Origin of the sequence: Streptomyces sp. NPDC014861, assembly GCF_043081625.1 — a bacterium.
Taxonomy (GTDB): Bacteria; Actinomycetota; Actinomycetes; order Streptomycetales; family Streptomycetaceae; genus Streptomyces.
On record NZ_JBIBWV010000008.1, the window covers coordinates 188,312 to 201,677 of the forward strand.

The 13,366-nt window shown below is 68.3% G+C and carries 12 protein-coding genes and 1 tRNA gene; 11 read left to right on the forward strand and 2 right to left on the reverse strand.

The window, feature by feature from the left end; translation table 11 throughout:
* Nucleotides 1–429: a MaoC family dehydratase gene (locus tag ACF1BN_RS19065; protein ID WP_392332754.1), complete on the forward strand. Its 429-nt coding sequence runs from the start codon at nt 1–3 to the stop codon at nt 427–429.
* A gap of 19 nt (nt 430–448) precedes the next feature.
* Nucleotides 449–1,534, forward strand: a complete 1,086-nt coding sequence (locus ACF1BN_RS19070) for a UDP-N-acetylmuramate dehydrogenase (protein ID WP_392332755.1) — start codon at nt 449–451, stop codon at nt 1,532–1,534.
* Here the strand turns inward: ACF1BN_RS19070 and ACF1BN_RS19075 are convergent.
* Nucleotides 1,531–2,568: an adenosine deaminase gene (locus tag ACF1BN_RS19075; RefSeq protein ID WP_392332756.1), complete on the reverse strand. Its 1,038-nt coding sequence runs from the start codon at nt 2,566–2,568 to the stop codon at nt 1,531–1,533. The genes ACF1BN_RS19070 and ACF1BN_RS19075 overlap by 4 nt on opposite strands.
* 126 nt (nt 2,569–2,694) lie before the next feature.
* Nucleotides 2,695–3,921: a pyridoxal phosphate-dependent aminotransferase gene (locus tag ACF1BN_RS19080; RefSeq protein ID WP_392332757.1), complete on the reverse strand. Its 1,227-nt coding sequence runs from the start codon at nt 3,919–3,921 to the stop codon at nt 2,695–2,697.
* Nucleotides 3,922–4,124: 203 nt separating this feature from the next.
* On the opposite strand from ACF1BN_RS19080, the gene ACF1BN_RS19085 reads away from it, so the two are divergent.
* From ACF1BN_RS19085 to rpoB, 9 genes are all read left to right on the forward strand, one after another.
* Nucleotides 4,125–4,197 (forward strand) — tRNA-Trp (locus tag ACF1BN_RS19085).
* Nucleotides 4,198–4,300: 103 nt separating this feature from the next.
* Nucleotides 4,301–4,579, forward strand: coding sequence for a preprotein translocase subunit SecE (secE, locus tag ACF1BN_RS19090; RefSeq protein WP_387270832.1), 279 nt, complete (start codon nt 4,301–4,303; stop codon nt 4,577–4,579).
* Nucleotides 4,580–4,623: 44 nt separating this feature from the next.
* Nucleotides 4,624–5,541, forward strand: a complete 918-nt coding sequence (nusG, locus tag ACF1BN_RS19095) for a transcription termination/antitermination protein NusG (RefSeq protein WP_392332758.1) — start codon at nt 4,624–4,626, stop codon at nt 5,539–5,541.
* 186 nt (nt 5,542–5,727) lie between these two features.
* Nucleotides 5,728–6,162, forward strand: a complete 435-nt coding sequence (gene rplK, locus ACF1BN_RS19100) for a 50S ribosomal protein L11 (RefSeq protein WP_030494213.1) — start codon at nt 5,728–5,730, stop codon at nt 6,160–6,162.
* Between the two features lie 83 nt (nt 6,163–6,245).
* Entirely contained in the window at nt 6,246–6,974 is a 729-nt protein-coding gene (gene rplA / locus ACF1BN_RS19105) for a 50S ribosomal protein L1 (protein ID WP_392332759.1), read from the forward strand.
* Nucleotides 6,975–7,127: 153 nt separating this feature from the next.
* Entirely contained in the window at nt 7,128–8,063 is a 936-nt protein-coding gene (locus ACF1BN_RS19110) for a hypothetical protein (RefSeq protein WP_392332760.1), read from the forward strand.
* A 244-nt stretch (nt 8,064–8,307) separates the two neighbouring features.
* On the forward strand, nt 8,308–8,838 hold the full coding sequence (rplJ, locus tag ACF1BN_RS19115) for a 50S ribosomal protein L10 (protein WP_030494216.1): 531 nt from the start codon (nt 8,308–8,310) through the stop codon (nt 8,836–8,838).
* 111 nt (nt 8,839–8,949) lie between these two features.
* A complete protein-coding gene (gene rplL, locus ACF1BN_RS19120; protein WP_364627775.1) occupies nt 8,950–9,333 on the forward strand; it encodes a 50S ribosomal protein L7/L12 in 384 nt (127 codons plus the stop codon).
* A 547-nt stretch (nt 9,334–9,880) separates the two neighbouring features.
* The gene (gene rpoB, locus ACF1BN_RS19125) at nt 9,881–13,363 is read left to right on the forward strand and encodes a DNA-directed RNA polymerase subunit beta (protein WP_392332761.1); all 3,483 of its coding nucleotides are present in this window, start codon (nt 9,881–9,883) and stop codon (nt 13,361–13,363) included.
* Nucleotides 13,364–13,366: the final 3 nt, after the last annotated feature.

Consider the following 13,366-nt stretch of genomic DNA (forward strand, 5'->3'; position numbering starts at 1 on the left):
ATGACCGCGAAGATCGCCTACGCCGAGGTCGAGGCCGGCACCGAGCTGCCCGCGCAGACCTTCCCCGTGACCCGCGCCACCCTCGTCCAGTACGCGGGCGCCTCCGGGGACTTCAACCCGATCCACTGGAACGAGAAGTTCGCGGTCGAGGTCGGCCTCCCGGACGTCATCGCCCACGGCATGTTCACCATGGCCGAGGCGATCCGCGTCGTCACCGACTGGGCCGGCGACCCCGCCGCCGTCGTCGAGTACGGCGTCCGCTTCACCAAGCCGGTCGTCGTCCCGAACGACGGCGTCGGCGCCGTGATCGAGGTCACCGCGAAGGTCGGCGCCAAGCTGGACGACAACCTCGTCCGCGTCGACCTGACGGCGACCAGCGCCGGCCAGAAGGTCCTCGGCATGAGCCGGGCCGTGGTCCGCCTCGCCTGAGCGGTCGCGCGAAGGGTACTTGCCCCCTGAGGTAAGTACCCTTGGGCCCGTGCAGCAGCTCAAGGACGCCCCTCTCGCCCCCCTGACCACCTTCCGGCTCGGCGGCCCCGCCACCCGGCTCGTCACGGCCACCACCGACGCCGAGGTGATCTCCGCGGTCCGCGAGGCCGACGCGGCCGGGACCCCGCTGCTGATCATCGGCGGCGGCTCCAACCTGGTCATCGGGGACAAGGGCTTCGAGGGCACCGCCCTGCACCTCGCCACCACCGGCCTCTCCCTCGACGGGACCCGCCTGGAGCTCGCCGCGGGCGAGGTCTGGACGGACGCCGTCGCACGGACCGTCGAGGCCGGACTCGCCGGGATCGAGTGCCTCGCCGGCATCCCCGGCTCGGCCGGCGCCACCCCGATCCAGAACGTCGGCGCCTACGGCCAGGACGTCTCCGCCACCCTCACCGAGGTCGTCGCGTACGACCGCCGGGCCGAGGAGACCGTCACCCTCACCAACGCCGAGTGCGCCTTCTCGTACCGCCACAGCCTCTTCAAGGACCGGCCCGACCGGTACGTCGTGCTGCGCGTCCGCTTCGAGCTGGAGGACGCCGGCGGGCTCTCCGCGCCGATCGCCTACCCGGAGACCGCCCGGGCCCTCGGCGTCGCGGCCGGCGACCGGGTGCCGCTCGCCCACGTGCGGGAGACCGTGCTGGGGCTCCGCGCCGGCAAGGGCATGGTCCTCGACCCCGAGGACCACGACACCTGGTCCGCCGGGTCCTTCTTCACCAACCCGATCCTCACGCCGGTCCAGTACGAGACCTTCCTCACCCGCGTCGCCGACCGGCTCGGCCCCGAGGTCACCCCGCCCGCCTACCCGGCCGGCGACGGCCGCACCAAGACCTCCGCCGCCTGGCTCATCGACAGGGCCGGCTTCACCAAGGGATACGGCTCCGGGCCCGCCCGGATCTCCACCAAGCACACCCTCGCCCTCACCAACCGCGGCGAGGCCACCACCGAGGACCTGCTCGCCCTCGCCCGCGAGGTCGTCGCCGGCGTCCACGACGTCTTCGGCGTCACCCTCGTCAACGAGCCCGTGACGGTCGGCGTCAGCCTCTAGACGGACCGGCCCGCGGGCGCCGCCAGCCAGTCGTCGATCCCGGACAGCAGCTTCTGCGAGGCGTCCGCCGGGGCCGCCGACGCCCGCACCGACTGGCGCGCCAGCTCCGCCAGCTCCGCGTCCGTGAAGCCGTGGTGGCGGCGGGCGATCTCGTACTGGGCGGCCAGCCGGGAGCCGAAGAGCAGCGGGTCGTCGGCGCCCAGCGCCATCGGGACGCCCGCCTCGAAGAGGGTCCGCAGCGGCACGTCCTCGTGCTTCTCGTACACCCCGAGCGCCACGTTCGACGCCGGGCACACCTCGCACGTCACGCCCCGCTCCGCGAGCTTCCGCAGCAGCCGCCCGTCCTCCGCCGCCCGCACCCCGTGCCCGACCCGGGACGCCCGCAGGTCGTCCAGGCAGTCCCGTACGGAGGCGGGCCCGGTCAGCTCCCCGCCGTGCGGGGCCGCGAGCAGGCCGCCCTCGCGGGCGATCGCGAAGGCCCGGTCGAAGTCGCGGGCCATGCCCCGGCGCTCGTCGTTGGAGAGCCCGAAGCCGACGACGCCCCGGTCCGCGTACCGCACCGCGAGCCGGGCCAGGGTGCGGGCCTCCAGCGGATGCTTCATCCGGTTCGCCGCCACCAGCACCCGCATCCCGAGCCCGGTCTCCCGGGCCGCCGAGTCGACCGCGTCCAGGATGATCTCCAGGGCGGGGATCAGCCCGCCCAGATGCGGCGCGTACGAGGTCGGGTCCACCTGGATCTCCAGCCACCCCGAGCCGTCCCGCACGTCCTCCTGCGCCGCCTCCCGCACCAGCCGCTGGATGTCCTCAGGGGAGCGCAGGCAGGAGCGGGCGATGTCGTACAGGCGCTGGAAGCGGAACCAGCCGCGCTCGTCCGTGGCCCGCAGGCGCGGGGGAGTCCCGCTGCTCAGCGCCTCGGGGAGGTGCACGCCGTACTTGTCGGCCAGCTCGATGAGGGTGGTGGGCCGCATCGAACCGGTGAAGTGCAGGTGCAGATGGGCCTTGGGCAGCAGGGTGAGATCGCGGGGGTGCTCCATCGACCGATCCTGCCTTACCCGAACGGCGGTATGCACGGCCATTCCCCGATCGATACCCGCCCGAACGCAGAAACGGGCCCCGGTTCCGAAGAACCGGGGCCCGCTCCCGTGCGGTCGGGGCCGGTGTCAGTCGCGGGCCTCGGCCAGCAGCTTCTGGATCCGGGAGACGCCCTCCACCAGGTCCTCGTCACCGAGCGCGTACGACAGGCGCAGGTAGCCGGGGGTGCCGAACGCCTCGCCCGGGACCACCGCGACCTCGGCCTCGTCCAGGATCAGCGCGGCCAGCTCGACGGAGCTCTGCGGACGCTTGCCGCGGATCTCCTTGCCGATCAGCTCCTTCACCGACGGGTACACGTAGAACGCGCCCTCCGGCGTCGGGCAGAGGACGCCGTCGATCTCGTTCAGCATCCGCACGATGGTCTGGCGGCGCCGGTCGAAGGCGGTGCGCATCTCGGCGACCGCGTCCAGGCTGCCGGAGACGGCGGCCAGCGCGGCGACCTGGGCCACGTTGGAGACGTTGGAGGTCGCGTGCGACTGGAGGTTGGTCGCCGCCTTCACGACGTCCTTGGGGCCGACGATCCACCCGACGCGCCAGCCGGTCATCGCGTACGTCTTGGCGACGCCGTTGACCACGACGCACTTGTCGCGCAGCTCGGGCACGATCGCCGGCAGCGAGGTGAACTTCGCGTCGCCGTAGACCAGGTGCTCGTAGATCTCGTCGGTGAGGACCCACAGGCCGTGCTCGACGGCCCAGCGGCCGATCGCCTCGGCGTCGGCCTCGCTGTAGACGGCACCGGTCGGGTTCGACGGGGAGACGAAGAGGACGACCTTGGTCCGCTCCGTGCGGGCCGCCTCCAGCTGCTCCACCGAGACGCGGTAGCCGGTCGTCTCGTCGGCCACGACCTCCACCGGGACACCGCCGGCGAGGCGGATCGACTCGGGGTAGGTGGTCCAGTACGGGGCCGGGACGATGACCTCGTCGCCCGGGTCGAGGATCGCGGCGAAGGCCTCGTAGATCGCCTGCTTGCCGCCGTTGGTCACCAGGACCTGGGAGGCGTCGACCTCGTAGCCGGAGTCGCGGAGCGTCTTGGCGGCGATCGCGGCCTTCAGCTCGGGCAGGCCGCCGGCCGGCGTGTAGCGGTGGTACTTGGGGTTCTTGCAGGCCTCGACGGCCGCGTCGACGATGTAGTCGGGGGTCGGGAAGTCCGGCTCACCGGCGCCGAAACCGATCACCGGGCGCCCGGCGGCCTTGAGGGCCTTGGCCTTGGCGTCGACGGCGAGGGTGGCGGACTCGGAGATCGCACCGATCCGGGCGGAGACCCGACGCTCGGTGGGAGGGGTAGCAGCGCTCATACGGCCATCGTCCCAGACCGTTTCCCGGCCCGGCACACAGGTTTCAGGGAGCGGACAGGAGCGGTCGATACCGGTCGGGAAGGGGCCCTGGGCCAGGTCGGCGCGGTTCCTGTTCGACGTGAGGGCCCAAGGTCACGTACACTCACTCCTCGTTGGCCCGCACCGAACCCGTCACGCATGGGGTAGGTTGGGGGACGCCACAAAGGGTCGTAGCTCAATTGGTAGAGCACCGGTCTCCAAAACCGGCGGTTGGGGGTTCAAGTCCCTCCGGCCCTGCTACACACACCGCCAGGTGTTGTGCGCATGTACGTACTTCATTGCACCGCCGTGCGGCTCCACCCGGGCGCGGCACGGCCGACCCGGAATCAGGTGAGAGATCGTGACGGACGCCGTTGGCTCCATCGACATGCCTGATGCCGAGGATGCTTCCACGAAGAAGGGCCGCAAGGGCGGCAAGCGCGGGAAGAAGGGCCCCCTGGGCCGTCTCGCCGTCTTCTATCGCCAGATCGTCGCCGAGCTCCGTAAGGTCGTCTGGCCGACACGCAGTCAGCTGTCCTCGTACACCACTGTCGTGATCATCTTCGTGGTCGTCATGATCGGCCTGGTCACCGTGATTGACTTTGGCTTCCAGGAAGCAGTCAAGTACGTCTTCGGCTGACTTTTTGTTCCACCCCATCTGTATCGCAGGAAGAAGCAGCCACCGTGTCTGACGCGAACCTGAACGACGCCTTCGAGTCCGAGTCCGTCGAGGACGAGCTGGACATCATCGAGGCCGCCGACGAGGACGAGGACCAGGCTGCGGACGCCGCGGCGGAAGAGGCCGCCGAGGACTCCGCCGTCGAGGCCGACGAGGACGACGAGTCCGACGAGGACTCCGCCGACGAGGACGACGAGTCCGAGCCCGCCGACGAGGTCGAGGAGGCCGACGAGGCCGACGACGACATCGCCGAGGCCGAGGCCGAGATCGAGGAGACCGAGGAGGAGGCCGAGCCGGCCGCCCCGGTCGACCCCGTCGCCGCGCTCCGAGAGGAGCTGCGCACCCTGCCCGGCGAGTGGTACGTCATCCACACCTACGCGGGCTACGAGAAGCGCGTGAAGGCCAACCTGGAGCAGCGCGCCGTCTCGCTCAACGTCGAGGACTTCATCTACCAGGCCGAGGTGCCCGAGGAAGAGATCGTCCAGATCAAGGGCGGCGAGCGGAAGAACGTCAAGCAGAACAAGCTCCCCGGCTACGTCCTGGTCCGCATGGACCTGACGAACGAGTCCTGGGGCGTCGTCCGCAACACCCCCGGCGTCACCGGCTTCGTGGGCAACGCCTACGACCCGTACCCGCTGACCCTGGACGAGATCGTCAAGATGCTCGCCCCGGAGGCCGAGGAGAAGGCCGCCCGCGAGGCCGCCGAGGCCGAGGGCAAGCCGGCTCCGGCCCGCAAGCTGGAGGTCCAGGTCCTCGACTTCGAGGTCGGCGACTCGGTCACCGTCACCGACGGCCCCTTCGCCACCCTCCAGGCCACGATCAACGAGATCAACCCGGACTCGAAGAAGGTCAAGGGCCTCGTCGAGATCTTCGGTCGCGAGACCCCGGTCGAGCTCAGCTTCGACCAGATCCAGAAGAACTGATCTCGCAGGAGATCGTTCCCAGAGATCGTTCCCGAGTTTCCGGACAGGTCAGAGGGGCTGCTACAGCCCCTCTGACCTGCTCGGTTTTTGGACGCGCAGCCATACCCGTTATCGTTGTGCGGTATGCCTCCATCCGGATGACCGGATGGATCGGCTGAAAACTCTCACTAGGACCCGGAGAGAGCAATGCCTCCCAAGAAGAAGAAGGTCACGGGGCTTATCAAGCTCCAGATCAACGCCGGTGCGGCCAACCCGGCCCCGCCGGTCGGCCCCGCGCTCGGTCAGCACGGCGTCAACATCATGGAGTTCTGCAAGGCCTACAACGCCGCGACCGAGTCGCAGCGTGGCTGGGTGATCCCGGTGGAGATCACGGTCTACGAGGACCGCTCCTTCACCTTCATCACCAAGACCCCCCCGGCCGCCAAGATGATCCTCAAGGCCGCGGGCGTGGAGAAGGGCTCCGGCGAGCCGCACAAGACCAAGGTCGCCAAGATCACCGAGGCGCAGGTCCGCGAGATCGCCACCACCAAGATGCCCGACCTCAACGCGAACGACCTGGACGCCGCGTCGAAGATCATCGCCGGCACCGCCCGTTCCATGGGCATCACGGTCGAGGGCTGATCACCCCCTCTCGTGACCTCAGTGGTAGGGCCAGCGCTTGGCCCGCACCACGACTCCACACCTGAAACACACCAGGAGCAGAAGTGAAGCGCAGCAAGTCCCTCCGCGCTGCGGACGCCAAGATCGACCGGGAGAAGCTCTACGCCCCGCTCGAGGCCGTCCGCCTTGCCAAGGAGACCTCCACCACGAAGTTCGACGGCACCGTCGAGGTCGCCTTCCGCCTGGGTGTCGACCCGCGCAAGGCCGACCAGATGGTCCGTGGCACCGTGAACCTCCCGCACGGCACCGGCAAGACCGCCCGGGTCCTGGTCTTCGCGACCGGTGAGCGTGCCGAGGCCGCGGTCGCCGCGGGCGCCGACATCGTCGGCTCCGACGAGCTGATCGACGAGATCGCCAAGGGCCAGCGCCTGAACGAGTTCGACGCCGTGGTCGCCACCCCGGACCTCATGGGCAAGGTCGGCCGCCTCGGCCGCGTGCTCGGTCCGCGTGGTCTCATGCCGAACCCGAAGACCGGCACCGTGACCCCCGATGTCGCCAAGGCTGTCAACGACATCAAGGGCGGCAAGATCGAGTTCCGCGTCGACAAGCACTCGAACCTGCACTTCATCATCGGCAAGACGTCCTTCGACGACACGCAGCTGGTGGAGAACTACGGCGCGGCCCTGGAGGAGATCCTCCGTCTGAAGCCGTCCGCCGCCAAGGGCCGTTACATCCGGAAGGCCGCCATCAGCACCACGATGGGCCCCGGCATCCCGGTCGACGGCAACCGCACCCGGAACCTCCTCGTCGAGGAGGACCCGGCCGCGGTCTGAGCCCTTCCGGCTCGGCGCAGTCAGTCCTGAAAGCCGCCCCCCGCTTCCTCTCCGGAGGAACGGGGGGCGGCTTTTATTGCGTCTTCACTGTCGTAGAGGTGCGTTACGGTTCAAGAGAACGCAAAGACGAAGATCAAGGGGTGGGGAACACCTATGCGCAAGACGACCTGGAAGCGCGCGGGCGTCGCGCTCACCGCCGCGGGCCTCGTGGCGGGCCTGGCGGGATGTAACGACGGCGACAAGACGGGCGCGGCCGCCAAGGCGGGCGACCCGACCAACGCCGCGCAGTTCATCAAGGTGGCGTACGAGAAGACGGCGGCGGCCAAGTCCGCCAAGGTCAAGATGACCATGAAGATGGAGGGCATGGGGGCCGAGTCCGGCACCGCCGACATGACGGGCTCCATGGGCTGGGACCCGGCGGTGATGGACCTCACCGTCAAGGGCTCGATGCTGAGCGCCGGCGACCCCGAGGCGCCCGAGGAAGTCCGCATGGTCATGGTCGACGGCGTCATGTACATGGACATGGGCGAGAAGCAGGCCGCCCAGATGGACGGCAAGCGCTGGATGAAGCTGGACCTGAAGGCGGCGGCCGACGCCTCCGGCGACAAGGCCCTCCAGAAGCAGATGACCGGTGGCCTGGACCAGATGAACCAGGACCCCGCCCAGCAGCTCGCCCTCCTCCTGGAGTCCCCGGACCTCAAGCACGTCGGTGCCGAGAAGGTCAACGGCATGGACACCGAGCACTACAAGGGCACGCTCACCGTCGAGCAGATGATGAAGGCCGGCGGGTCCGCGGAGCTCCTCTCCGCGGATGAGCGCAAGAAGTTCACCGAGACGGTGAAGCAGCTCGGCATGACGGGCTACGACACCGAGGTCTGGGTCAACAAGGACGGCTACCCGGCCCGCATGGACGTCGCCATGAAGATGGGCAAGGGCTCCATGGAGATGCGCGCCGACTACAGCGACTACGGCACCAAGGCCGCCGTCCAGGTCCCGCCGGCCGACGAGACCGTCGACCTCTTCAAGATGCTCCAGGACGCCGGCAAGGCGCTGGAGGAGGGCAAGGGCTCCGAGGCCCTTCAGGACTGATTTGCCCCTGACGCCCGCCGTCACGTACTCTTCCACAGAAGCCAAAGACCGCTGGTCGTTGCTGTGCCCTACCGGGTGCGGTGGCCGAAGGATCCGCTGACTGCGGACGACCCGCGCAGGTGACTGTGGAAAGTTCCCGGATGCGAATCCGGTCGAGCTGAGCCCCGTGCGCCTGCGCCGGGGCGTTTTGTTTGTTCAGCCCCTTCTGAGCGGTCCTCATCACCCGGAAGGAGGCGAACGCACTATGCCGACGCCCAACAAGGCTGCATCGGTGGCCGAGCTCACGGACCAGTTCCGCAGCTCCAACGCCGCCGTGCTGACCGAGTACCGGGGTCTCACCGTCGCGCAGCTCAAGACGCTGCGCCGCTCGCTCGGTGAGAACGCCCAGTACGCCGTGGTGAAGAACACGCTGACCAAGATCGCGGCCAACGAGGCCGGGATCACCGCACTGGACGAGCACTTCGCTGGTCCGACCGCGGTCGCCTTCGTCACCGGTGACCCGGTGGAGTCGGCGAAGGCCCTGCGTGACTTCGCCAAGGAGAACCCGAACCTCATCATCAAGGCCGGTGTCCTTGACGGTAAGGCTCTCTCCGCCGACGACATCAAGAAGCTTGCGGACCTCGAGTCCCGCGAGGTTCTGCTCAGCAAGCTGGCCGGTGCCTTCAAGGGCAAGCAGTCTCAGGCTGCTCAGCTCTTCCAGGCGCTGCCGTCGAAGCTCGTCCGCACCGTGGACGCGCTCCGTGCCAAGCAGGCCGAGCAGGGCGGTGCCGAGTAATTCGGCTCGCGCATTGATCCGCGCCGCCTAGCGCACGGGTCGTAGCGGGCCGTTACGCCCGCCTCTCAAGACACATCGGCACCTGCCGAATTAGTGGAAGGATCGCCCATCATGGCGAAGCTCTCTCAGGACGACCTCCTCGCCCAGTTCGAGGAGATGACCCTCATCGAGCTCTCCGAGTTCGTGAAGGCCTTCGAGGAGAAGTTCGACGTCACCGCCGCCGCGGCCGTCGCCGTTGCCGCCCCGGGTGCCCCGGGCGCCCCGGCCGAGGCCGCTGAGGAGCAGGACGAGTTCGACGTCATCCTCGAGGGTGCCGGCGACAAGAAGATCCAGGTCATCAAGGTCGTGCGCGAGCTCACCTCCCTGGGCCTCAAGGAGGCCAAGGACCTCGTCGACGGCACCCCGAAGCCCGTCCTCGAGAAGGTCGCGAAGGAGGCCGCCGAGAAGGCTGCCGAGTCCCTCAAGGCCGCCGGCGCCTCCGTCACGGTCAAGTAAGGCCGTTTCGAGTCGCTGAAGCTGACTCCCGCCCCCGTGTAACGCGGAGGCACCGAAAGGCGATCATCCATACGGGTGGTCGCCTTTCGGCGTTCCCGGGACCCGCGTGGCGGGGGTCGTACGGGTCTCCGGAAGCGGAGTATGGTGATCTTCGCCGTGCGCCGCTCACGGGCGGGGGCCTTGACGAACGGCACGCCGCGCGCAATTCTCAGGACGCGTCGTCACAACGATCCGTTTCCGAGGCATGGATCGACGACCGAACGGGCAGTATCGAGGTGCGCCACACGGCGCGAGTACCGCGGAGTTGAGAGCAACGAGGGTCGCGAAGAAGTCGCCCTGGACATCAGTGAGCCAAGTGGCTACACTGACCCTTTGCGCTGCCTGTTAGCTGCCCCCTGCCCGTCACCAGGGGCATACCTTCGCATCAGCTTCGTGGACCGACCCCGTCTGACCTGGCCTTCTGGTCATCTCAGGAAACGTCTGCCGTGAAGCGTTGCTGGGGACCGGTACGCGCGTAGTGAGTCCGAGCCCTCGGAAGGACCCCCTCTTGGCCGCCTCGCGCAACGCCTCGAACAACATGAACAACGGCGCCAGCACCGCCCCGCTGCGCATCTCCTTTGCAAAGATCAAGGAGCCCCTCGAGGTTCCGAACCTCCTCGCGCTGCAGACCGAGAGCTTTGACTGGCTGCTCGGCAACGCCGCCTGGAAGGCTCGCGTCGAGGCTGCCCTTGAGTCGGGACAGGACGTCCCCACCAAGTCCGGTCTGGAGGAGATCTTCGAGGAGATCTCCCCGATCGAGGACTTCTCCGGGTCGATGTCGCTGACCTTCCGCGACCACCGCTTCGAGCCGCCGAAGAACTCCATCGACGAGTGCAAGGACCGTGACTTCACGTACGGCGCCCCGCTCTTCGTCACCGCCGAGTTCACCAACAACGAGACCGGCGAGATCAAGTCCCAGACGGTCTTCATGGGCGACTTCCCGCTCATGACCAACAAGGGCACCTTCGTCATCAACGGCACCGAGCGTGTCGTCGTGTCGCAGCTCGTCCGCTCGCCCGGCGTCTACTTCGACTCCTCGATCGACAAGACGTCCGACAAGGACATCTTCTCCGCCAAGATCATCCCGTCCCGGGGTGCCTGGCTGGAGATGGAGATCGACAAGCGCGACCTCGTCGGTGTCCGCATCGACCGCAAGCGCAAGCAGTCGGTCACCGTCCTCCTGAAGGCGCTCGGCTGGACCACCGAGCAGATCCTGCAGGAGTTCGGCGAGTACGAGTCCATGCGCGCCACCCTGGAGAAGGACCACACCCAGGGCCAGGACGACGCGCTGCTCGACATCTACCGCAAGCTCCGTCCGGGCGAGCCGCCGACCCGTGAGGCCGCTCAGACGCTGCTCGAGAACCTCTACTTCAACCCGAAGCGCTACGACCTCGCGAAGGTCGGCCGCTACAAGGTGAACAAGAAGCTCGGCGCCGACGAGCCGCTCGACGCCGGCGTGCTCACCACCGACGACGTCATCGCCACGATCAAGTACCTCGTGAAGCTCCACGCGGGCGAGACCGAGACGACCGGTGAGAACGGCAACGAGATCGTCGTCGAGACCGACGACATCGACCACTTCGGCAACCGTCGTCTGCGCAACGTCGGCGAGCTCATCCAGAACCAGGTCCGCACGGGTCTGGCTCGTATGGAGCGCGTCGTCCGTGAGCGGATGACCACCCAGGACGTCGAGGCGATCACGCCGCAGACCCTGATCAACATCCGGCCGGTCGTCGCCTCCATCAAGGAGTTCTTCGGCACCAGCCAGCTGTCCCAGTTCATGGACCAGAACAACCCGCTCTCGGGTCTGACGCACAAGCGTCGTCTGTCCGCGCTGGGCCCCGGTGGTCTCTCCCGTGAGCGGGCCGGCTTCGAGGTCCGAGACGTGCACCCGTCCCACTACGGACGCATGTGCCCGATCGAGACCCCCGAAGGACCGAACATCGGTCTGATCGGTTCGCTCGCCTCGTACGGCCGCGTCAACGCGTTCGGCTTCATCGAGACGCCGTACCGCAAGGTCGTCGACGGCCAGGTCACCGACGAGGTCGACTACGTCACCGCCGACGAGGAGGACCGCTTCGTCATCGCGCAGGCCAACGCCGCGCTCGACGACGAGCTCCGCTTCACCGAGAACCGCATCCTGGTCCGCAAGCGTGGCGGCGAGGTCGACTACGTCCTCCCCGAGGACGTGGACTACATGGACGTCTCGCCGCGCCAGATGGTGTCGGTCGCGACCGCCATGATCCCCTTCCTCGAGCACGACGACGCCAACCGCGCCCTCATGGGCGCGAACATGATGCGCCAGGCCGTCCCGCTCATCAAGGCGGAGGCCCCGCTCGTCGGCACCGGCATGGAGTACCGCTGCGCCACCGACGCCGGCGACGTCCTCAAGGCCGAGAAGGCCGGTGTCGTCCAGGAGCTGTCGGCCGACTACATCACGGTCGCCAACGACGACGGCACGTACAACACGTACCGCCTGCACAAGTTCTCCCGGTCGAACCAGGGCACCTCGGTCAACCAGAAGGTCGTCGTCGCCGAGGGTGACCACGTCATCGAGGGCCAGGTCCTCGCCGACGGTCCGGCCACCGAGAACGGCGAGATGGCGCTGGGCAAGAACCTGCTCGTCGCGTTCATGCCGTGGGAGGGTCACAACTACGAGGACGCGATCATCCTGTCGCAGCGCCTCGTCCAGGACGACGTCCTCTCCTCGATCCACATCGAGGAGCACGAGGTCGACGCCCGTGACACCAAGCTCGGCCCCGAGGAGATCACCCGGGACATCCCGAACGTCTCCGAGGAGGTCCTCGCCGACCTCGACGAGCGCGGCATCATCCGCATCGGTGCCGAGGTCGTCGCCGGCGACATCCTGGTCGGCAAGGTCACGCCCAAGGGCGAGACCGAGCTGACCCCGGAGGAGCGCCTGCTCCGCGCGATCTTCGGCGAGAAGGCCCGTGAGGTCCGCGACACCTCGCTGAAGGTCCCGCACGGCGAGACCGGCAAGGTCATCGGCGTCCGCGTCTTCGACCGCGAGGAGGGCGACGAGCTTCCCCCGGGCGTGAACCAGCTGGTCCGCGTCTACGTCGCCCAGAAGCGCAAGATCACCGACGGTGACAAGCTCGCCGGCCGCCACGGCAACAAGGGTGTCATCTCCAAGATCCTCCCGATCGAGGACATGCCCTTCCTCGAGGACGGCACCCCGGTCGACATCATCCTCAACCCGCTGGGTGTCCCGTCCCGAATGAACCCGGGACAGGTCCTGGAGATCCACCTCGGCTGGCTCGCCAGCCGCGGCTGGGACGTCTCCGGCCTCGCGGACGAGTGGGCCCAGCGCCTCCAGGCGATCGGCGCCGACTCCGTCGCCCCCGGCACCAACGTCGCGACCCCGGTCTTCGACGGTGCCCGTGAGGACGAGCTCGCCGGTCTGCTCCAGCACACCATCCCGAACCGCGACGGCGAGCGCATGGTGCTCCCGACCGGTAAGGCGCGCCTGTTCGACGGCCGCTCCGGCGAGCCGTTCCCGGACCCGATCTCGGTCGGGTACATGTACATCCTCAAGCTCCACCACCTGGTCGACGACAAGCTCCACGCGCGTTCGACCGGCCCGTACTCGATGATCACCCAGCAGCCGCTGGGTGGTAAGGCCCAGTTCGGTGGCCAGCGCTTCGGTGAGATGGAGGTGTGGGCGCTGGAGGCTTACGGCGCCGCGTACGCCCTCCAGGAGCTGCTGACGATCAAGTCCGACGACGTGACCGGCCGCGTGAAGGTCTACGAGGCCATCGTCAAGGGCGAGAACATCCCTGAGCCCGGCATCCCCGAGTCCTTCAAGGTGCTCATCAAGGAGATGCAGTCCCTGTGCCTCAACGTGGAGGTGCTGTCCTCGGACGGCATGTCCATCGAGATGCGCGACACCGACGAGGACGTCTTCCGCGCAGCGGAGGAGCTCGGCATCGACCTGTCCCGGCGCGAGCCGAGCAGCGTCGAAGAGGTCTGACGG

Bases quoted from the DNA above. Each gene is read 5' to 3' on its own strand.
- rplK (WP_030494213.1), top strand. From the start codon at position 5,728: ATGCCTCCCAAGAAGAAGAAGGTCACGGGGCTTATCAAGCTCCAGATC.
- rplJ (WP_030494216.1), top strand. From the start codon at position 8,308: ATGCCGACGCCCAACAAGGCTGCATCGGTGGCCGAGCTCACGGACCAG.
- ACF1BN_RS19110 (WP_392332760.1), top strand. From the start codon at position 7,128: ATGCGCAAGACGACCTGGAAGCGCGCGGGCGTCGCGCTCACCGCCGCG.
- ACF1BN_RS19080 (WP_392332757.1), bottom strand. From the start codon at position 3,921: ATGAGCGCTGCTACCCCTCCCACCGAGCGTCGGGTCTCCGCCCGGATC.
- ACF1BN_RS19075 (WP_392332756.1), bottom strand. From the start codon at position 2,568: ATGGAGCACCCCCGCGATCTCACCCTGCTGCCCAAGGCCCATCTGCAC.
- ACF1BN_RS19065 (WP_392332754.1), top strand. From the start codon at position 1: ATGACCGCGAAGATCGCCTACGCCGAGGTCGAGGCCGGCACCGAGCTG.
- rplL (WP_364627775.1), top strand. From the start codon at position 8,950: ATGGCGAAGCTCTCTCAGGACGACCTCCTCGCCCAGTTCGAGGAGATG.